The sequence below is a fragment of the Nocardia exalbida NBRC 100660 genome (assembly GCF_000308575.1).
Lineage (GTDB): Bacteria > Actinomycetota > Actinomycetes > Mycobacteriales > Mycobacteriaceae > Nocardia > Nocardia exalbida.
In genome coordinates this window covers 135,237-155,496 of record NZ_BAFZ01000032.1, presented here as the reverse complement: position 1 = coordinate 155,496, position 20,260 = coordinate 135,237, and the positions used below count along the sequence as shown (strand labels likewise).

General features: G+C 63.6%; 16 protein-coding genes and 1 pseudogene. All 17 read right to left on the bottom strand.

The features are described 5' to 3' along the window. Positions 1–218: 218 nt before the first annotated feature. On the bottom strand, positions 219–563 hold the full coding sequence (locus tag ON29_RS36625) for a hypothetical protein (RefSeq protein ID WP_217999089.1): 345 nt from the start codon (positions 561–563) through the stop codon (positions 219–221). A gap of 230 nt (positions 564–793) precedes the next feature. After that, entirely contained in the window at positions 794–2,209 is a 1,416-nt protein-coding gene (locus tag ON29_RS34255; protein WP_040865291.1) for a WS/DGAT/MGAT family O-acyltransferase, read from the bottom strand. 5 nt (positions 2,210–2,214) lie between these two features. Beyond that, a complete protein-coding gene (locus tag ON29_RS06930; RefSeq protein WP_157172675.1) occupies positions 2,215–2,412 on the bottom strand; it encodes a hypothetical protein in 198 nt (65 codons plus the stop codon). 285 nt (positions 2,413–2,697) lie between these two features. Next, a pseudogene (locus ON29_RS06925) lies at positions 2,698–4,181 on the bottom strand (long-chain-fatty-acid--CoA ligase). Between the two features lie 19 nt (positions 4,182–4,200). Then, a complete protein-coding gene (locus ON29_RS33645) occupies positions 4,201–4,818 on the bottom strand; it encodes an Rv1363c family protein (protein WP_051174931.1) in 618 nt (205 codons plus the stop codon). Continuing rightward, positions 4,815–5,378: an Rv1363c family protein gene (locus tag ON29_RS06915; protein ID WP_040865334.1), complete on the bottom strand. Its 564-nt coding sequence runs from the start codon at positions 5,376–5,378 to the stop codon at positions 4,815–4,817. Before ON29_RS06915 ends, ON29_RS33645 begins: the two co-directional genes overlap by 4 nt. After that, positions 5,354–6,796, bottom strand: a complete 1,443-nt coding sequence (locus ON29_RS06910) for an MCE family protein (RefSeq protein ID WP_040865289.1) — start codon at positions 6,794–6,796, stop codon at positions 5,354–5,356. The genes ON29_RS06915 and ON29_RS06910 overlap by 25 nt, the downstream gene beginning before the upstream one ends. Next, positions 6,793–7,923 (bottom strand): MCE family protein, encoded by a 1,131-nt coding sequence (locus ON29_RS06905; protein WP_040865288.1) that lies wholly within the window; start codon positions 7,921–7,923, stop codon positions 6,793–6,795. Before ON29_RS06905 ends, ON29_RS06910 begins: the two co-directional genes overlap by 4 nt. After that, positions 7,920–9,125, bottom strand: coding sequence for an MCE family protein (locus ON29_RS06900; protein WP_063825250.1), 1,206 nt, complete (start codon positions 9,123–9,125; stop codon positions 7,920–7,922). Before ON29_RS06900 ends, ON29_RS06905 begins: the two co-directional genes overlap by 4 nt. After that, entirely contained in the window at positions 9,125–10,114 is a 990-nt protein-coding gene (locus ON29_RS06895) for an MCE family protein (RefSeq protein WP_040865287.1), read from the bottom strand. The genes ON29_RS06900 and ON29_RS06895 overlap by 1 nt, the downstream gene beginning before the upstream one ends. Next, positions 10,111–11,139 carry an MCE family protein gene (locus ON29_RS06890; protein WP_040865286.1) on the bottom strand — a complete coding sequence of 343 codons (1,029 nt, stop codon included), beginning with the start codon at positions 11,137–11,139 and terminating at the stop codon, positions 10,111–10,113. The genes ON29_RS06895 and ON29_RS06890 overlap by 4 nt, the downstream gene beginning before the upstream one ends. Then, on the bottom strand, positions 11,136–12,302 hold the full coding sequence (locus ON29_RS06885) for an MCE family protein (protein ID WP_040865285.1): 1,167 nt from the start codon (positions 12,300–12,302) through the stop codon (positions 11,136–11,138). Before ON29_RS06885 ends, ON29_RS06890 begins: the two co-directional genes overlap by 4 nt. Continuing rightward, a complete protein-coding gene (locus ON29_RS06880; RefSeq protein WP_051174930.1) occupies positions 12,299–13,186 on the bottom strand; it encodes an MlaE family ABC transporter permease in 888 nt (295 codons plus the stop codon). The genes ON29_RS06885 and ON29_RS06880 overlap by 4 nt, the downstream gene beginning before the upstream one ends. 10 nt (positions 13,187–13,196) lie before the next feature. Beyond that, positions 13,197–13,994: an MlaE family ABC transporter permease gene (locus tag ON29_RS06875; protein ID WP_040865331.1), complete on the bottom strand. Its 798-nt coding sequence runs from the start codon at positions 13,992–13,994 to the stop codon at positions 13,197–13,199. Between the two features lie 161 nt (positions 13,995–14,155). Beyond that, positions 14,156–15,559 (bottom strand): aldehyde dehydrogenase family protein, encoded by a 1,404-nt coding sequence (locus tag ON29_RS06870; RefSeq protein ID WP_040865330.1) that lies wholly within the window; start codon positions 15,557–15,559, stop codon positions 14,156–14,158. 138 nt (positions 15,560–15,697) lie between these two features. Further along, a complete protein-coding gene (locus ON29_RS06865; protein WP_040865284.1) occupies positions 15,698–17,704 on the bottom strand; it encodes a fatty acid desaturase in 2,007 nt (668 codons plus the stop codon). Positions 17,705–17,840: 136 nt separating this feature from the next. Further along, a complete protein-coding gene (locus ON29_RS06860; protein WP_040865283.1) occupies positions 17,841–19,082 on the bottom strand; it encodes a PucR family transcriptional regulator in 1,242 nt (413 codons plus the stop codon). Between the last annotated feature and the right edge of the window lie 1,178 nt (positions 19,083–20,260).

Sequence of the window (20,260 nt, the reverse complement as noted above, 5' to 3'; positions counted from 1 at the left end):
GGGGGCTGGGCGCTGGCCATGGACTCCGCGACACGCGCGATAATGCGGCGGCCTTCGCGCGTCATCTTCGCGGTCACTAGAGCGTGGCGGTCCCAGAAGCGGCGGTAGCCCGTGACCCGGCTGAGTTTCGTCCGGCGGGCTACCCGCTCAGTGGTCAACGTCGGACTCCTCGGTAGCGCTTCGGGATGAGATGCCAACCTACAAACGGCCGGTGTCAATCAACAAGGCCTTCCCAGCCCTGCGCGGTGTGCTGCGAGCACATCCAGCGCTCTTGGGATCCTGTCAGTGAGGCGATGAATCTGGCAACACCGAGGCCCCCAGCACGTCGCACACAAGTAGAGCGGCGTGCAGTCCGGCGAATTTGATCGTTGCGGGCCGACCGGCACACCGTAGCCGGGAACGGCGAGCAGGCTCGGCGCCAGAGCCCGAACCCGGTCACGCAGTTGACGCTCCAGATCGTTGACCTGCTGGGTCAGATCCGGGCAGTGGGCGGTCATCGCCCGCGCGAGCTCGGCGACCAGACCGTCGAATCCGGTCAGTCGCTGGGCGAGATCGTCGATCACGCAGTAGCGGCGCAGTCCGTGCCGCAGCCATCAGATGCGTCGACATTCGGACTACTTCGAGTCCCGTGCCGAGGAGATCACGTTCGAACCCGCGCGTGACGTGGCGGCAGTCCTCCAGCGCGAACAAGGACGCGACTGGCGCCGCGGATGGGGCGGCCAGGTAGTGGCCCACGAGGCAGAGGGGACAGTAGAGGGACGCTGCCCGATCTGTGGCCGGGCAGCGGGCCTTCTCAAACGGACTCATTCGCTTCCTCGAGTTCCGGCACGATGAGTCCGAGCATGACCTCGATTTCATCCAACGCCTCGCCGGTGTAGACCGCGAGTCTTTGCATGTGCGGCAGCCGTTCTCGGCAGCCGACGAACCCGATGTTGAACCGCCCGGCGCTGGAGAGCACGGTGACGTTGAGCGCCTGTCCGTGCGCCAGGAGAGAAATCGGATAGGTCTCCTGCACGCGTGCGCCGCACAGATACAACGGCTCGAGCGGACCTGGGACATTGGACATCACCAGATTGAAGGGTGGCCGGGAGCGGCCCGCAGTTCCGATGATGTTCTGCAGGATGAAGGGACCGTTCGTCAACAGTCCGTAGTAATCGCCGACCATCTGGGGCAGATCGTAGAACTTCTGCTTGGCGAGAGTGGTCGACCGGCTGACCAGTTTGATCCGTTCGATCGGGTTGGCAATATCGGTGAACAGTTTCGCAATGACCAGGGCGACCGCGTTTCCGCGATCGTCCCCCGCGCGACGAACCGAGACCGGCGTTCCGGCCACGAGGCTCTGCTGCGGCAGCTCATGGAATTCGGTGAGATAACGGCGCAGAGCGCCGGCGCAGATTCCGATGAACACATCGTTGACCGTTACCCCAAGGGCTGTCGCCACCCGCTTGACCCGCTCGAGCGGGTAGGACTGGGTGGCAAATCGTCGCTCTCGGCAGATGCGTCCGTTGAGGACCTCCAATGTCGGTACGCAAAACGGCACCGCGACGGCCGGATCGCTGGGGCGGACAGCATCCTCGACGATCCTGCCGACCGCGACTGCGAGTCCACCAGCCAGATGGAACCACCCCCGAACGCGCGACCGCAGCCCTGTCGTCGCTCGGATCCGCTCAGTCGTCTTCGGTTCGGTCTGCCACACCGCGTGCAGCCGAGTACTCTCCGGGTCGGCATCGAATATCTTGGCGATGCGTCGAGTTCCGTTGACGCCGTCCGTCAGTGCGTGGTGGACCTTGACGTAGAGGGCGAACCGGCCCTCGGACAGGCCTTCGATGAGGTGGCATTCCCAGAGTGGTCTGCTGCGGTCCAGTGGCAGGGAATGCAATCGGGATACAAGCACACCAAGTTCGCGTTGGCCACCGGGGCTTGGCAGGGCCGAATGCTGGAAGTGGTATTCGAGGTCGACCTCGTCGTCGGGTAGAACGTCCCATGCGGGACGGATCTTTCGCAGCGGTGAACGCGCGAGTCGGTAATTGAAGGGTGCCGTGAACGTTGTGGCCTCCCTGAGCTGGGCAACCAAGTCGCGGATGAATTCAGGGCCCGCGTTCTCCGGTCGGGACAACGTGACCAATACGCCTACGTGGGCAGAGACCTCGCGTGAGTCCAGGGTCAGGAAGGCCGCGTCCAGGACGCCGAGTGGCTCGCGTTTGGGCATCGCGCTCACCGATTCCGTTCGTGGACAGACGCTTCGGCGCGACGGACTGCCGCGATCAGGTGGATGAGCACCGCGTCGAGCGACGCCAGCAGGCTACGCACACGCGCTGCGGGCAGCACCCAGCCGGGAGCACCGATCCGGCTGGAGCGTGCGGCGATGCCGTTGACGACCGCGCACTCGAATTCCGCCGGGTCGATTGTCAAGATGGAATCCGAGGGCGGCGCGATCCCGGCGGCCGTGCCGGATTCGGCAGCGTGCCGGGGCTGAGTTGAAGTCAAGTCGGTCACTCCGTGTCTTTCGGTACCGGCGGCATGACAGCCGCCGGGACAGGGGAGATCGCGTTTCTCGGCGTGTGGCGGAAACGTCCGTGGCTGCGCCTTCAGCGCCGGAGGTGCAGAAAGTGTCGAGTGGCTGGATCAGACCTGCGGCCGTGCAGAGACTCTCGTCGAGGCTACGGACACTGACCGGGTGTCGTTGCGATCATCCTTTCAGAGGGTGATTTCGCGCTTGAGGATTTTCCCGGTCGGGCCCTTCGGTAGTGCGTCTACGATGTGGACCTGGCGCGGGTATTTGTATGCGGCAACGCGCTCCTTGACGAAGTCGCGCAATTCTTCAGCGGTAGCAGTGGCACCGCGTTTGAGGGCGACGGCGGCACCGACTTCCTCGCCGAGTTCGCCATGAGCCACACCGAGAACCGCCGCCTCGGCGATATCGGGATGCTCGTAGAGCACCTCTTCGATTTCACGTGGATAAACGTTGTAGCCACCGCGAATGATCATGTCCTTCTTGCGGTCGACGATGAAGTAGTTGCCGTTCTCGTCTACCCGACCGAGATCGCCCGTGTGGAACCAGCCGTCGATGATGGCCTCGGCTGTCTCCTCGGGCTTGTTCCAATACCCCTTCATGACGTTGTGGCCACGGATCACGATCTCACCGACCTCACCGTCTGCTACTGGACGGCCATAGTTGTCGACCACCTTCATCTCGACTCCTCGGACCGGAGTTCCGATGGAGCCGGGGACACGGGGCCTATCGGGGTGAGCGAAACAAGCGGCGGGCGAAGTCTCCGACAGCCCGTATCCTTCGAGCAGAACACAATCGAACTGCTTCTCGAATGAGTGCAAAACCTCAACCGGCAGTGCGGCTCCGCCGCTGACGCAGACGCGCAGCGCCCCGAGATCGACCTCGGCCGCACCCGGTTGAGTCAGCAGCGCCGAGTACATCGTCGGCACTCCCCCGAGGATCGTCACCCTGTCCCGGACGAGAATCTCCAGCACCTTTGTCGGGTCAAACCTGGGCAGCAGCGTCAGCGTCGCGCCCACCCGCACAGCGACATTCAGCCCACATGTCTGCCCGAACACGTGGAACAGCGGTAGCCCACCGAAGATCACGTCCTCGGACCGCGCGTGCAGTAGCGTCTCGGCGCACACGTCTACATTGCCCGCGAGGTTGGCGTGAGTGAGCTCCGCCCCCTTCGGCTGACCGGTGGTGCCCGAGGTGTACAGGATTACCGCGGTGTCATCGGGTTCCCGATCGACCATGATGTCGCGCGGCTCGGTCCCCATCACCCGACTGAGGAACGCATTCGGATCGACCGTGATCACGGTATCCCCGGTCTGCGCGGCACCCGCGACGGCTTCGGCGGCGAAGTCCTGCCATACGAAAATGATCTTCGCACCGGAATCGCGCAGGTAGTAGGCGACTTCCCGTTCTTTGAGCAAGGGGTTCATCGGCACGAAGACCGTCCCGGCACGCAGGACGCCGTAGTAGAGAGCGGCGAAGTGCGGGACGTTCGGGAGCATGATCGCGACCCGATCCCCACTGCGACAACGTATTCGGACAGTATCGCGGATACTCGCTGACTGAGCGCGTCCAGTTGCGCGTACGAGATGGCTACTTCGTCGAGCGTGATCGCGATCTGAGCCGAGTGCTCGCGCGCGGTGATCACGAGATTTTCAGCGAGGTTCATCAGGTTGTTCCTTCTTTGGATATCAGACGGGCGTGATGTCGGAGATCAGCCATTGGCCGTCGACCTTGGTCATTTCCACACGAATTCGGCTGCCGTCCAGACGAGGTCCCTGGTACTTGGCGCTCGAGGTCTCTTGGTTGAGGAATAGCAGCACCGTTACTTTGTCGACGTCCGCGGTGACGATCGACGATTCGACCACCTTCGCCGTGGTGATAATCGAATCACGGTGGGCGATGGGAATGATCACCTTCGAACTGATTTCGGCGAAATCGCTCCGAAACTTTCCGGTCAGATCGTCTGTGACCCTCGGCAATTCGGTGTCGATCGTATTGAAGTTGTACGACAGCACGGTGGAGATCCTCGATCGCGCCGCTTCCTGAGCGGACTGCGCGGCGGCCGTTGTCGCGTTGTGCTGCGTAACGCTGCGTCCGAGAACAACCGTCGTGGTGGTCACCGCGCCCAGCAGGAGCGCCAGTACGACAAAGGTGGTGATGGTCGTCCGCTTGTTCATTGTGGACAGGCGCCGGAACCACCGTCGTGGGAGACGCTGTCGCGACCGGACCGCTTCTGCCCAGGACTCGGCACTGTCGAGTTCTTCCACGTCGACATCGACCGCGGTGTCGTTGTCGCTGGCGGTCATGCGACGAACTCCACGTTCGAGACAAGCCATCGGCCGTCGACGTGATCGAGAGTCATCTTCATGCGATAGACCCGCTGTTGCCCCTCTGGTGCTTCGGTGTTCTTGACCATCGAGGTAACCGCGGTCAGCACTGTCGCATGGTTGTCGTCGATCGTGACGATTCCGGCTTCCTTGACCTCGCCGGTAGACGCGACGTTGCCGTTGCGCAGCACCGTGACGAAATTGCCGGAGATCTTGTCCCACTGATCCCGGAATGATCCGGTCGAATCTGCGCCGATCGCATCGAGGCTCTTCTGGGCCGAAGCGTGATCGAGAGTGACCAACTGGACGGCAATGCGGCGTGCTGTGTCAAGTGCGGCACGATCGCGGCTCTCATCCTGTTGGTTGTGCCGGACATCGAGCCACAGCTGCAAGCTGACACCGGCCAACGCCACCACGGCCGCGGCGAGAACGGCGATTGCCCATACCCGCCATGGCGGAGCCGGACGTGACTGCCATTCCCCCGCTTCGGGGTCGGACGCGCCCTCGGCCACGTCTACTTGATCAAGAGTGATTGCCATCCCTGGTACTCCTTTGTTTGGGTGACCGATTGGGCCGATTGCCCAAGGACATAGGTGATCCCGTCCGGTCCACGGAAAGTGCCGTCGTGTTCCGCATAGGGGGCGGTGATCGCCGCAGGGGTCGAAGGGGGCGGCATCGGGGCGGGAACAGGCGACTCGTGCGTGTCGTACGCCGCGTCCACGCCCGCAGCTCGATCGCCGGGTCGGGCAAGCATTTCCGGCCAGGTCGAGGGCAATCCGCCGGGGCAGTTCGCCACATCGGCGGTGCGGACGGCGGAGTCAGTTGCGCAGGGGATGTTGCGGGCACCGCGGACCACCTTCGGGTTGTCCGGGGAGATCCGGCAGTAGTTGCCCGCGGGCACCTCGGCGAAGCCCGTATCCGAGGGGTCGCGGCGGACAGTCGCCTGATAGCCCTCTGTACACGGTGGCGAGTTCTCGGTATTTCCGAGTTTGACATCCAGTGGCATCTGCGCGCTCATGGTGTCGTCGTTGGTCTGGAATCCACCGCCGACGAAGCTGTAGTTCAAAGCGGTTGCCAGCGCCGGGTATACGACCAGGATCTGGCGCAGACCCGCAACGTTGACACGCAACACCTGCCCGACGGTCTGTAGATCGGCCAGCAGCAGCGGAAGAGAGGTGGTGAGGTCGGCGAGCGTGCCGGAAACAACATCGGCCGTAGCGGGCCCTTGATCGAGCACGTCCCGCAATTGCCCGTCATTCATCGCCAACTGTGTGGTGAACGAGGACAGATCGTGTGCGGCGGAACGAATTTCGGTTTGTACCGAGTTCCCGGTACGCAGCAGCGGCTCGGCGTCGTTCAGTAGGGCGAGGGTGGGACCGATATCTGCTTGTGCGAGGTCGAGCAGCGTGGCGGACGATTCGATCAGCGAGGCCAGGGCCGGCCCCGCGCCATTGACGGCCTGGAAGGTCTCATCGATGGCGGTGCGCAGCGAATCGGTCGACACGCTCTTCAGCAGCGCCTGCGACCTGTCCAGCACATCGCCGGTCGGTATCGGTACGGTGGTTTTCGACAGCGGAATGGTGCTGCCGTCAATGAGATAGGGCGCACCCTCGGCAGCGGGGATCAGGTCCACGTACTGCTCACCGATGGCGGACATGCTCTTCACGACAGCCGCGGTGGAGGCAGGGATCTTCTGCCCGTCGCGCAGTTGCATCCGCACCCGGACGGTGTCGATATCGAGGTCGACACCGGTGACGCGGCCGACTTCCACCCCACGGTAGGTGACGGACGCGGATTCGTAGAGGCCACCAGCATCGGTGAAATCAGCTGTCACCGTATAGGTTCCGATTCCGGTCAGGCGCTGGATACCGACGTAGTTGACCAGGCCGTAGACGAGGCTCACTGTGGCGAGTATGGCGAAAACGATGAGCTGTACCTTGACGAGGCGGGTCTTCATCGTGGCCCCCCGTTCGGGTCGGTGGTGGCGGGCGCGGGGATATCCGCGGGCACGGGGTCGGTCGGCGCGGTGAGCGGGTTCACCGCTCGGTTGGACATCGGCACTATGCGGTTGAGCGGGATACTGCCGATGACCTTGTTCTGTACGCCTTCGACGGTGAGGTCGAGGGTGAGGAACAGGTTCAAGTAGTCGCCGCGCACCACCCGATCGGCGACCGTGACCGGGAACGGAACGCTGAGGGCGAGCAGAAGTGAGCCCGCGAGGTCGGAACCGGCTGCGGCGAGCTGGGTCAGTGTGGGTTGCAGATTCTGTAGGTCGGCGCTGAGATTGTCCTGGCTGCTACGCAGCACCTGCGCGGCCTGTGCACCGAATCTTCCTACGCTGTCGAACATGGCGGTCAGCTGCGTTTTCTGTTCGTCGAGTACCGCCAGGGCCGGCTGAATCTGTTCGATACCCGTTCCCAGGGTGTCCCGCTGTGCGGCAATCTCTTTAGACAGCGAGTCGAGACTGTCGATGGCACGCACGATGTTTCCGCGCTGAGAGTCGAGGCCATTGACGAAGGTGACCAGTCGCGCGAATGACCGGTTGACCGCATCCTCGTGACCGCCGAACGCCTCGTTCATCTCGGCCATGATGGTTCGGATCTGTTCGAGTCCACTGCCGTTGAGAACGAGCGACAGTGCGGCGAGCACGTCCTCCGTCGCGGGATATTCCGATGTCGCCGATAACGGGATCAGGTCGCCCTCGCGCAGCGGCCGCTCGGTATTGCCCTCGGCGGGGGGCACCAATTCGAGGTATTGGGCACCGAGCACACTGGTTTGCGCGAGTCGGGCAGTGCTGTTCGCGGGCAGCTGTACGTCTTTGTCGATCTCGAGCGTGACCTGCGCGATGTAATCGCGGACGACGATCGAGGTGATCGTGCCGATGGTGACGTTGCTGGACTTGACGAAGGAGTTGGCGATCAGGTTCTGGGTATCACGCAACTGCACCCGCACCGAATACGATCCGGCGTGAATAGTATTGCCCGGCAGCGGGATCGAATTGGCGCCGTCGAATCGGCAACCAGCGGTCAACAGCGCTGACACCAGCAGCACCCCACCGGCCTGTAGTCGTGTCGAGGTTTTCATCGGCCCGCTCCCGGCGTGAGGAGGTCGGTCAGCCCGGGTATCGCGGGCAGACTCGGTAGTCCTGGCATACCTTCGGTGGCCAACGGCGAAGGTGCGGAGCTGCCACCCATGGCGGCGCGAACGGCGGCACCGAAGAGGTCGCCGAATTGTGCGCTGGCGCGTGAGCATTCGGCCTGTGGAGCGTCCACGGTGGTGAGCAACGCACAGATCAGCGACATCGGATCCGGGAAGTCCGGGAGATTCAGATTCGCGGTCGCCGATTTCGAGGCCGGATCATAGATGTTGTACAGGTCGCTGATGACAGTCGGCGCGAAATGCAAAACCTGGGCGAGGTCGTCCTGCCGATCCACGAGCAGCGAGGTGATCCGGGTCAGCGAGGAGACGTCGTGGTTGAGCGCGTCGCGGTTCTCGGCGACGATGTCGCGGATCTCGGGCAGCATCGCCCGGATTGCGTGCAGCGCCGCATCCAGCTGAGTTCGATTGCTGTTCAACCGATTCGATACTCCGGCCAACTGGCCGGCGAAGATGCGGACCTGCTCGTCATTGGCCGCGAGCGCGGAAACCACGAGCTGGAGGTTACGCACGGTAGCAAACAGGTCCGGTCCACCTTCCGACAGCGTTCGCATCGCCTTCGACAAGTTGACCAGCGTGTCTTTCAACGTTGCGCCATTGCCGCCCAACGTATGCGCGGTGACGTCGACGAAACGGGCGAGCGAGCCGCTCGGGTCATCGGCCATCGGGCCGAGTTGAGTGGCGAGTTCGGTGACCTGCCGTTTGATTTCGTCGTATTCCACGGGAACGGCGGTGCGTTCCAGCGGAATCACAGCACCGTCGCGGAGTTCCGGCTCGTCATCGCGTTTGGGGATGAGCTGGACGTAGCGACCGGAAACCAAGGTCGGGGCCACGATCACGGCGCGGGTGTCAGCACTCACCGGATGCGAGGAGTCGAAATGCATTGCTACGCGTACACGGTCGCCGACCGGCGTTACTTCGTCGACCCCGCCGATCGGAACTCCGCGTAGTACGACGCGGTCACCGGAATACAGCCCTACGGAGTTGGTGAAGTAAGCCGTGACTCGAACGGTCGCGTCTCGGGTCGTCCACAGCGTCGCGCCGGTAACTGTCAACGCGGCGGCTACCAGGACGAGCAGTAGCCGTCCGGGTACGGGAATCCGGGATACGCCCGCGCGCAGTGCAACCATTATCGTCCTCCTCCGGGGCTGCCGGGCTGCTGACCATTGAGGTTGGCCGGAGCGATGTTCTGCAGCAGTACACCGAAGAACGGCCCACTGCCCACGGCCTCGCCCAGTTGGGTCACAAACGGTCGCATACCGGTGATCGCGGCATTGATGTTGTCGTAATTGGCGTTGAGCAGGCTGAGGACTTGGTCCAGCTCGGCCAGCATGGGCGCCAGTGTCTGCCGGTTCTCCTGGGCCAGCCCGTGTAGTTCGGTGCTGAAGGCGCGAATATCGACCAGCAGAGTGCGGATCATCGCTGCCCGGTCATTGAGTGCGGCGAACAGCGACCCGCCGTCCGTGACGAGTTGAGTCAGGTTCTGATTGCGCTGGGCGAGGACGCCGGTGACCGATTCGGCACGGTCGAGCAGGTCGAGCAGCGCGGCGTCGCGGGAGGCGATCGTATTCGACAGCCGAGACACTCCGTCCAACGATGGCCGCAGGTTGTCCGGCAATGCGTCGAGCACCTTGGAAACGCTGTCGACGGCATCGGCCAGCTGTGCCTTGTCGGTGCCCGCCAAACGGCTGGTGAGCTGATTCAAGGATTCGGTGATGTCGAAGCCGGATGCGGTGTGCTCCAGCGGGATCCGGTTGCCGATGGAGCCCTCGCCGTCGGGCCGCAGTTCGACATAGCGGCGTCCGAGCGCCGTTTCGACCTTGATCGTCGCGGTGGTGCGGGTGCCGAGACGTTGCCCGTCGGTGTCGACCCGCAGGGCGATATCGACGTGGTCGCCGCTGAGTTCGATGCGGTCGACCTTGCCTACCTCGATCCCCGAAATCTGCACCGCGTCGCCGGCATTGAGGCCACTCGCGTCAGTGAACTCGGCGACGATCGTCGTATGCCCCGGCCAGCCGGGGATGCATTCGTAGTTGAACAGCCCGACCAGCAGGGCGGCGATGATGCCGATGCCAACCAGTCCCATACGGAGCGGGTCGCGTTCGGAGAATGATTTCATCGGGTGTCCCTGCACCTTTCAGCGGGAACGGTGAACATCGGGGTGTCCTGGTAGCCCGTGCCGCCGATCGGGGTGTAACGGATCGCGAGGCCGCAGAGGAAGAAGTTGACGAAGCTGCCATAGCCGCTGGCCCGCCCGACCAGGTTGTAGGTCATCGGCAACTTCGCAAGCAGAAGCGACAGTGTTTCCGAGTCGACATTGAGATTGCTTGCCAGCCGCTGTAGTTGGGCGATATCAGCGGTGATGGCCGGGCGATTGTCCTGTAAGAGTTGTGCGACCTCGGCGGTGCCCGCGTCGATGCTTTCCAGGCCCGCGATGAGAGTGGCCCTGTCGCTGTCCAGACCGCTGACGACCTCCTGGAGGTCGACAACCAGATCGTCGAATTGTTCACCGTGCTGGTTGATCACGGTGAGTGCGGCACCGAGATTGTCGATGGTCGAACCGATGGCTTGATCACGGTCGGCCAGCGCATTGCCGAGCGTGCCGATCTGCTCGACCAACCCCGCGATGTTCTGCTCTTGGCCGTTGAGCACGGCGATCAGCGACGCCGACAGAGAGTTCGTCTGGTCCGGATCCAGGCCCTGCAGTAGCGGCTTGAATCCATTGACCAGACTGTCGATATCGAGCGCGGGCGTGGTCTGATCGACCGGAATCACGTCGTCTTCGTCGCGCACGGCGGACCCATCCGGCACGACGGTGATCTCGAGATACCGGTCACCGACCAGATTCTTGTACCGAATCGCAGCGGTGGAACTGGTGAGTACGGCGACATTACGGTCGACGGTGAAGGCCACCACGACCAGGTGATCCGGCGCGAAGTCCACCGACTCCACCTTGCCTACCGGCACGCCGGCCACCTTCACGTCGTCACCGGGCTTCATCCCCGAAGCAGAGGTGAACAGCGCGCGGTAGGTACGGGCAGGCACGAAACGCAATTCGCCGACGACCACGACGAGCATGGCCGAGATGAGCGAGGTGATGGCCAGGAAGATCACCAGCTTGAGTCCGGCGTGACGGGCGATCATCGTGTCAGTCCGTAGATCAGTGCGGCGAAGGGGTTGCCCAGCAGATCCTCCGGACCGCGAATCGGCCCGTACACGGTTGTGCCGGTGTCGAAGTCGGTATGGCCGACGGGCGGGCTGTCTTGCGTATAGGGGTATCCATAGCAGGTGGGAGCACCATGAGCACCGTTCACGGGCAGGTCCTTCGGGTAGCTATAGGGCGCGTCGCCCAACAGGAGGGTGCTCAGGACGTTCAAGCCCGGCCTGCCGCCGCCGAGTGCGCGTTCGAGGAACTTGCGGTCCTGGTTGAGAGCAGACAGGAAGCATGGGAACGACGGCGACTGCTCGGCGAGCACCCGCAGGGTCGGTTCCAATGCCTCGACAGCCCCGATCAGCGGCGTCGACGACGCCTCTACGAATACTTCGCCGGTATTTCCGAAATTGGTGAACGACAGCAGAAATGCGCTCAGACTCACCTGTTTCTCGACGATGGTGTTGCCGGTGGTCGACAGGTTCCGAATCGTGGTCATGAAATCGGGTGTGGCGGCGGCAAAGGTGTCGAGGTTGTCGGCCAGGAGCGGGATATCGCGCTGCAATGTCGGAATGGCGTCATTGAACTGCGCAAGGTAGCGATCCGTTGTCACCATCAGGTCTCCGAAACGGCTGCCGTGGCCGTCGAGTGCCGTCCCGAACGCGGTGAGCGTCGCGTTCACCTTCTGTGGCGCAATGGTTTCCAGAAGGGTGAGCAGCGCGTCGAATGTGTCGTTCACTTCGACGGGTACCTTCGACCCGTCGATCACCGAACCGGCGCTCAGCATCGTCGATGCCGGTACGTCCGGCCAGAGCAGGGTGACGAACTTGCGACCGAAGAGGGTGGTCGGCGCGATCTCGGCACCGACATTCGCCGGAATCCGCTGTACCTGACCGGGTTTCAAGTCCAATGTCAGCTTCGCCCGATCATTGTCGAAGTCGACCGCGCTGACCCGACCGACCACCACACCGCGGACCTTGACGTCCGCCCCCGGCTCCATCAGCAAACCGGCACGATCCGAATACAGGTAAACCCGTGTGCTCGCGATGAATTCCCCACTGCACGAGGCGATAGCACCCATCCACACGAGGACGAATGCGACCACAGCGCTGATGCCGAGCAGCACGGCGCGACGCTGGGAGGTTCCCTGCTTCATCCGGACACCCGCACAGTCGAGTGGACACCACCGTAAACGGCGATACCGACGATCAGGTCGATGATCATGATCGCGATGAGTGACGTACGCACGGCACGGCCGACCGCGACGCCCACTCCCGCAGGGCCGCCTGCCGCATGGTAGCCGTGATAGCAATGCACAGACATGATGACCACGGAGAAAATGACCACTTTCAACAGCGACCACAGCACGTCGGTGGGCACGAGGAATAGGTTGAAGTAATGGTCATAGGTGCCAGGCGATTGGCCGGACAGCACAATGCTGACGAATTGGGTCGAGGCGTAGCCCATGAACAGCGCGATGCCGTAGAGCGGGATGATCGCGAGCAGCCCGGCCAGAATGCGGGTTGTCACCAGGTACGGGACCGACGGGATCGACATCACCTCGAGGGCGTCGATCTCCTCGCTCACCCGCATCGCACCCAACTGCGCGGTGAACCCAGCGCCCACGGTCGCGGTCAGCGCGACGCCGGCCACCACCGGAATGGCCTCGCGCGTATTGAAGAATGCGGAAATAAATCCGGACATCGCTTCGACCCCGACGCGGCCGAGTGAGGTAGCTCCCTGCTGGCCTACCTCGTAACCGGCTGCGGCGGTGAGGAATCCGACGACAACGACGGTGCCGCCGATTACCGCGAGCGCACCGGACCCCAGACTGACCTCGGCGATCAAGCGGACTACCTCACCGCGATAGCGGCGCAGCGTGCGTGGAATCCAGCCGATCCCGTGCAAGTGAAACGACAATTGGTGACCGAGGCCGCCGACGGCCTCGCCGGGGCGCGCGGCGGCGACGGCTAGCCTGCGCCCCCACGACTTCCGTCGTAGCAGCTCGGCCGCGGACGGCCGTTGGCTGGTGATGGTCATATCGGTCCGTTCAGTGAAGCCACAGTGTGGTGATGATGGAGTTGGCCAGGAACAACAGGACGAAGCTGAAAACGACGGTCTGATTGACGGCGTCCCCGACCCCCTTCGGGCCGCCCTTCGCATGCAGACCCAGATGACATGCGACCAGTGCGGCCAGCAGCCCGAATATCCCGGCCTTGAGCTCGCTGACCAGCAGATCCGGTATTCCGGTCAACAGCGGAATCGCGGTGACGAACTGGCCGGGCGTCGCGCCCTGGAGATAGACCGCGTAGAGGTAGCCGCCGGTCAGGCCGACAGCGGTGACCAGTCCGTTCAAGAACAGCGCGACAACCATGGAGGCGAGCACCCTGGGCACGACGAGCCGATGTATCGGGTCGATGCCCAGCACCCGCATCGCGTCGATCTCCTCGCGGATGGTCCGTGCACCCAGGTCCGCGCAGATCGCCGTCGCTCCCGCACCAGCGACCACCAAAACTGTTGCCACCGGTCCGATCTCGCGAATCACGGCGATTCCAGCGCCGGCGCCGGACAAGTCGATGGCTCCGATCTCGTTGAGCAGCACATTGATCTGGAAGATCACCATGACGCAGAACGGGATCGCGATCAGCAACGTCGGCACAATCGACACACTGGCGATGAACCACGCCTGATGAACGAACTCCCGAAATTGGAAGGGCCGCCGCGGCAACATCCGCGCGGTATCCAGCGTGGTGCCGAAAAACTCTCCCACCGCACGCGGGACAACCTCCGCGGCGGACCGCGTTCTGCCCCAGCGGGCAGGCGAGGAGATCTCGCCGGAATCCACCATCTTTGAGCCTTTCAGGTATCCGAAACCGATTGACCGGACCGCGATCACGCCGTGCTGAAGTTGCCGGCCATATCCACCGCCGCGAACCGCACCGGCCGGGTTGCCGCACCGCACAACTCACCGAACCGATGCCCCCAGAAGACCGCTGATTCAGCGGCCTCCTAGAAGATCTTGCGCAGGATCTTCAGCGCCCGCTCGCTGTACGGGGGATAGATCAGCTGCAGGTCCGGGTGGAAAGTCTTGCGCAACACCGATTTCCGATGACTGAGTGCTTCGAACCCCCAGCGCCCGTGGTAGGCGCCCATGCCACTGGCGCCGACACCGCCGAACGGCAGCTGCGGCACGAGGCAGTGCATGGCGACATGGTTGATCACCGCACCGCCGGACGGGATTTCGTCCGCCAGGCGCTTGCCCACCGCCGCCGATTTCGTGAAGTAGTACGCGGCAAGCGGTTTCGGCCGGGAGTTCACGAACGAGACCGCATCGTCGAGGCTTTCGTATGACAGCACGGGCAGGATGGGTCCGAAGATCTCCTCCTGCATGACCGCATCATCGGGATCCGGGTCGACGATCACGGTCGGCTCGATCGACAGCGAAGCCTCGGTGACCCGTCCGCCCAGCGCGATCGTGCCGCGCGTCTGCGCGAGATACATTGTCAGTCGCGCGAATTGGCGCTCGTTGACGATCCGGCGGCCGTCGGCGCCACCCTCCCGCTCGAACTGCTCGATCGCCGCGACGATTTTGTCCACCAGCCGATCCCGGATGCGGTGATCGGCCAGCACGTAGTCCGGCGCGATGCAGGTCTGCCCCGAGTTCGCGCACTTGACCCAGGCGATCCGGCGGGCCGCGATATCCAGGTCGGCGTCGGCGGTCACGATCACCGGGCTTTTACCGCCGAGCTCCAGGGTCACCGGAGTCAGCGTCGACGCGGCCGCGGCCATGATCTTCTTTCCGATTTCGGTGCCGCCGGTGAACAGCACGTGGTCGAAACCCTGCGCCAGCAGCTCCTGGGTGACCGGGGCGTCGCCCTCGACCACGACGACCGCCTCGGAGTCCAGGTATTCCGGAACGAGCCGAGCCAACAGGGCCGACGTGGCCGGCGCCAGCTCGGACGGCTTGAGCACCGCGCAGTTCCCCGCGGCCAGCGCGGCCACCAGCGGCGAAAGAGTCAGGTAGACCGGGTAATTCCACGGGCCGATGACCAGAACGACGCCGAGCGGCTCGTACTGCACCCAGGCCGAACCCGGATACTGCACCAGCGACAGCGGCTGCCGCCGCCGGCGCATCCACCGGCGCAGGTGTTTCAGGGCGAACACGGCCTCACCCCTGGTGGACGATATATCGCCGAGCCAGGTTTCGGCCCGGCTGCGTCCAAGATCACCGGCCAGCGCGGCTGCGATCTGATTCTCCTGCTCGTCCAGCAGCCGGATCACGTTCCGCAGCTGCTCCGCACGCCAAGCGCGGTCTCGGGTCCGGCCCGAGGCGAACGCGCGGCGAACCCGTGCCATCGCATCGGGGATGTCGGGCACATTGGAGACCACTGGTGCGGTAGTCGGTATAGACATCTCGTTACCTCTGAGAAGTTCCGTCACGTCTCCGGCGACGGAATCAGCCGTGTTCAAGTAGGAGTTCCGTGCCTGCGGCACTGGCACGAAAGTGCCTGTCCTGCAGAATGCGTCGTTGACCGGAATCAGTGAGGTCGCTCAGCTGTCGTAGTCGACTGCGACCGTTGGGGTGGTGGGATGGGATTGACAGGTCAGAATGAAGCCGGCCTCGACCTCGGCTGTGTTGAGCGCGAAACTCTGCTCCATCGATACCGTTCCTGTTGTGATTCTGGCTTTGCACGTGCCACACGCGCCGCCGAGACAGGCATACGGTGCGTCGATGTTGTTTTTCAGCGCGGATTCGAGGACGGTCTCACCCGCGGCGAGTTCCACGGTGTGATCCGCGCCGGACAGGGTGATGGTCACTTCGGAGTCGCGGAAGTCATCGACGTGTGTGGGCCGGTTCGTGGCGCGGAACAGTTCGAGGTGTATCCGCTCGGTCGGCACCCCTACGGATGCGAGGTCGTCGCGCATTGTCGTGACGAGATCATTTGGGCCGCAGAGGAACCACCGGTCGATCGAAGGGAGGTCGCCGGTGAGCAGCCGTTGCACCATCGCCAGGTCGATACGGCCGCGAAGAGAGATGGGGTGGTGCGCCTCGGCGGAGCGGATGTGGACGATGCGTAACCGGTCCGCGTATCGAGATTCGAGCTCATCGAGTTCGGTGGCGAACATGGTCGACCCTGCGGTTCGGTTGCCGTAGAAGAGGGTGAAGCGGCTCTCGGTCTCGATCTCCATCGTGGTGCGGATGATCGACAAGATGGGCGTGATGCCGCTCCCGGCCGCTACCGCGGCATAGTCGCGGCGAGCGAGTGGATCGAGGGGTGCGCCGAAGCTACCCGTTGGCGTCATCAGCTCCAGGACGTCACCGGCACGCAGTGTTCGGACCGCGAAGGTCGAGAACATCCCGCCGGCGATGTGCCGTACTCCGATCGCCAGTTCTCCCGACGCGGCCGAGGTGCAGATCGAGTAGTTTCGTCGCACCTCCTTCCCGCCGATCCGGTGTCGAACGGTCAGGTGTTGACCCGCCTGGAATTGGAACTGGTCGCGCAGGTGATCGGGAACGTCGAAAGTGACTTTGACGCTGTCCGGAGTCAGGGGCTCAACGCTTCTGACAGGGATCGGGTGGGTGCCGGCCTGGCGAGCGGCGGAGGAACGCGGCATTCGGACCGGGAACAGTGCGGCCAGTTTGCCGTTGAGGCGTTTCCACTCGCGGTACTGCGTGGCGTCCAGCTGCTGCCCGAAGACGGTGCTTATCGCCGAGTCGCGCTCCAGGTAGGCGGCCTCGTTGCGTCGCCAGACCGCGACATAGCGGTAGAACGGAATGGAGGGGTGCAAGTGGTGGACCAGATGATAGTTCTGCGACAAGAGCAGGGGAGTCAGGATCCACTCCGAGCCGACCCGGTTGCGGGTCGCGCGATAGCGGTTCTCGCGTTGCGTGTCTTCCAGGTCGTGATGGGGTAGCCAGTCGAACCACCACGCGAGCACGAACATCGCCACCCGCCCGGGAATCAGAAAGATCACCGCGAGCGTCCACAGCTGTCCGGCGAAGGCGGCCGCCACGATCACCGTCACCGAGAATGCCATCAAGCCCGCCGTTTCGAGAATCTCGGCGCGTGGGCGGCGGCGCAGGTTACGCACCAGGAAACCGATATATGGCAGGTCCATTGCCGGGAAGCGGATGGGCAGCTGCCACCAAGGCGCGGCGCTGACGAAGTGATCAGGATCGAAATCACCGTCATTGGTGTTGCGGTGGTGCTCGATATGGATGAACGCGAACGACTTGAACGAGATCAGCGGCGAGACGAAGAACATCGCCACGCGACCGAAGGCGACGTTGACCCAGCGATGTGAGCTGATCGAGTAATGCGAGGCGTCGTGCAACACAGTGAACAGGACGAAGATTGCCGCCGAGCTCGCGGCTATGGTGGCGATCGCAGGAACAGTGCCGCTGAGGGCGGCCCAGGTCGACGCGCCGAAAACCGCGAGCGCACCTGTGAAGATGCCGACGATCGGCCAGGACAGCGGAGGAACCTGCTCGCCCGGATCAGGCAAGGCGTGCCGCGAGGCCGCTGCTGGGGGGTGGGAGTGTTGAGTCGTAGTCAACTCGGACTCCTCCTTCGCGCTTCGGGATGAGATGCCTCACAACCTACGAACCGTCGGTATAGGTCACAAGGCCATCCCAGCCCTCCCCGGTGTGCTGTGAGCACATCCCGCCGCGCTTGGGGCTCTGTCAGTGCGGCTAAGATTCGCGCAGCACCGAGGCCCCCAGCACGTCGCAGACGAGCAGGGCGGCGTGCAGTTCGGCGATCTTGATCGTTGCGGGCCGACCCCTGCGCTCTTCGGCACGGCGTACCCTTTGCAGGACCGTGTTTCGGTGGATTCCCAAGGTGCGTGCCGCGGTCGCCAGACTCCCTTGCGCGTCGAGAACAGCCAGGAGTGCGGCCCGCTCACCGCGCGCTTTCACGTCGTCCCGTGCGAGATCGCCGAGCTGAGCGGCAACGAAGGCCCTCGCCGCATCCAGGTCGCGCGAGATGGCATCCACCAACGCGACATCGCTGAACTCGGTGATCGATGGCGCCGCGCGCCCGGACAGTTCGATGACCCGGCGTGTGCGGAGCGCCTCGAGGTGGGAGGTGCGGAAGCCGGCGGCTCCCGGATGGGGCGAGCCCACCGCGATGTGGACGTTTTCGCGTTCGCCGGGCGACCACGTCGCCATGCCTGTGAGCGAAGTCCTCACGTCGCCCGTGATCGATGCCCATCCCCACACCGCGAGTGGGCCGTCCGCCACGACGAGCGAGTGACCAGCCCCGAGAAACCTGCCAACCTTCCTGGCGAATCCCTCGAGGTCGACGCCGCGGTCGTCGACCCAGCACACGAAACCGACCTGCCGACCGGTGAGCCGGTGGCCGAGCACACGTTCGGCCCGAGCAAGGTCGACACGTTCCCCAGCAAGCAGTGCCCGCACGACATCGGCGCGCTCGGCTCGTGCCTGGTTCTGGCGTCGGTCGAGTTCAGCGACGTACTCGGCAGCCACCAGACTGGAGATGCGGTCGATGTATCGAAACCCGTACCGCTCGAGATCGACGAACGTCCTCAGCGCGACAGCGGGGTCGTCGATCCATTCGGTGAGCGATTCGGAAAGCTTTTCGGTGAAATACTCATGACCCAGCCGATAGAACCGCAGCATCACATCGACGCTGTGCCCTCGTGCAGCCATTGCTCGCGCGTGTTCGAGCGCCGTTACCGGCGCTTCCGCAGCCGCTACATCGATCCCATGCCGAACCATCGAAAGTACCGCTTCGAGATTCGACGAGCACGATCCCAACGTCAGGCCGCGAAGCTCAGCATCCCCAACGACCTCCGGTATCCGCTCGACTATGTACCTCAGCATGTCGTCGGCCAGACTGGACACATTCGCCAGCAAAGACGCAGCAATACTCCTTCCAGCCTCCGCACCGTGAGCCGGCTCCAACGCCTCCATATCTGCACACTAGCCTCGACCGAACTGCTACGGCCGACCGTTCACGATCGACGCAGCAACGGAGTTGTTCCGTGGCTGGGGCGAGCGGCCTGTCGGCCGGTCCGGCCGAACCTCATCGAGAAACCGCGCACCAATCGGATATGCGCACTGCCGCGACACATCTGTCGACAATTATGTCGCAGGGGTTGTAGATATCCAGATGGACGTCGTATTCCTCGACCTTTTGCGCCAGCGAGTCGAGCCAGTTGCCGACGAGTTCAACTCACCGCACCGACGACAGCGACAACCACCGACATTCCCTGTCACCGTTCGTCATCCAGCATTGATACGTCTACGACAGGTTGTAGTTGTCACCTCGTGCCGTAACTGTCACCGTAGCGAGCACCCGCCTAGCGGCTATGAGCGCGCGTTGGCGGAACCGCCGGATGCCCGCAGGCCGCCGCGCAGCGCGCTGCGCGCACCGCCATCACCCCGCACACAACACCGACGCCGCGACCATGGGCTGCTAGATTCCCTTGTGTGATGTACCCTCGGCGGGGCACATCACACATGGCAACGGCGATGACCTGCGATCATCGGTTGGCCAGTTGGCGTGTGCAACACAGCGACTGCCGAAGCTCCTACGTCGGCGCGACCACTGTAAGACCGTGCGCCTCAGCCGCAGCGGTGGTTTCAACGCCACCCGATCACCTGCTCCGACTATGCGGTAGGAGTCGGTAGAGGCCCAGCGACCGATTCCGGCCACCTGTCGCGCGGCAACTTGGACGGCGTCGATCGCTTCGTCCACTGGTACTTCGAAGAACTCACGGCCCGACAATCGGCTCGCGGGACGATGCGCGGCCGTCTCGACCTCTTCTGTACCCGTTTCCACGCAGAAATATTTCTCAGCTATTTCATCAAGGTGGCGAAACTTGTGCCACCCCTGCCACTTTCACATAGAGGCCGAAGATCCAAGTTGACGGTTACCAGTCAGCGATCTATCTTAGAGGTGTCTTCCGCACGGATCCACCCCATCGGTGGCCCGAATCGGTAACCAAGTCCCCTCTCGCGCACAGATTCCCGTCATCCGTGACGCTTCCCCAGCCGCGGGTTGGAGTGCACTCGCACACACCGAGGACGACCAAGGGAAACACCCTCTGACCTGCGCCGGTTCCTGGCACATCTGCCACGTTGCGACA

What these genes read in the sequence shown, in the direction of transcription:
- ON29_RS33645 (WP_051174931.1), bottom strand. Translation starts at nt 4,818, where the DNA reads ATGACCGCCAGCGACAACGACACCGCGGTCGATGTCGACGTGGAAGAA.
- ON29_RS06895 (WP_040865287.1), bottom strand. Translation starts at nt 10,114, where the DNA reads ATGAAATCATTCTCCGAACGCGACCCGCTCCGTATGGGACTGGTTGGC.
- ON29_RS06870 (WP_040865330.1), bottom strand. Translation starts at nt 15,559, where the DNA reads ATGTCTATACCGACTACCGCACCAGTGGTCTCCAATGTGCCCGACATC.
- ON29_RS34255 (WP_040865291.1), bottom strand. Translation starts at nt 2,209, where the DNA reads ATGCCCAAACGCGAGCCACTCGGCGTCCTGGACGCGGCCTTCCTGACC.
- ON29_RS06885 (WP_040865285.1), bottom strand. Translation starts at nt 12,302, where the DNA reads ATGAAGCAGGGAACCTCCCAGCGTCGCGCCGTGCTGCTCGGCATCAGC.
- ON29_RS06880 (WP_051174930.1), bottom strand. Translation starts at nt 13,186, where the DNA reads ATGACCATCACCAGCCAACGGCCGTCCGCGGCCGAGCTGCTACGACGG.
- ON29_RS06910 (WP_040865289.1), bottom strand. Translation starts at nt 6,796, where the DNA reads ATGAAGACCCGCCTCGTCAAGGTACAGCTCATCGTTTTCGCCATACTC.
- ON29_RS06875 (WP_040865331.1), bottom strand. Translation starts at nt 13,994, where the DNA reads ATGGTGGATTCCGGCGAGATCTCCTCGCCTGCCCGCTGGGGCAGAACG.
- ON29_RS06905 (WP_040865288.1), bottom strand. Translation starts at nt 7,923, where the DNA reads ATGAAAACCTCGACACGACTACAGGCCGGTGGGGTGCTGCTGGTGTCA.
- ON29_RS06860 (WP_040865283.1), bottom strand. Translation starts at nt 19,082, where the DNA reads ATGGAGGCGTTGGAGCCGGCTCACGGTGCGGAGGCTGGAAGGAGTATT.
- ON29_RS06900 (WP_063825250.1), bottom strand. Translation starts at nt 9,125, where the DNA reads ATGGTTGCACTGCGCGCGGGCGTATCCCGGATTCCCGTACCCGGACGG.
- ON29_RS06915 (WP_040865334.1), bottom strand. Translation starts at nt 5,378, where the DNA reads ATGGCAATCACTCTTGATCAAGTAGACGTGGCCGAGGGCGCGTCCGAC.
- ON29_RS06890 (WP_040865286.1), bottom strand. Translation starts at nt 11,139, where the DNA reads ATGATCGCCCGTCACGCCGGACTCAAGCTGGTGATCTTCCTGGCCATC.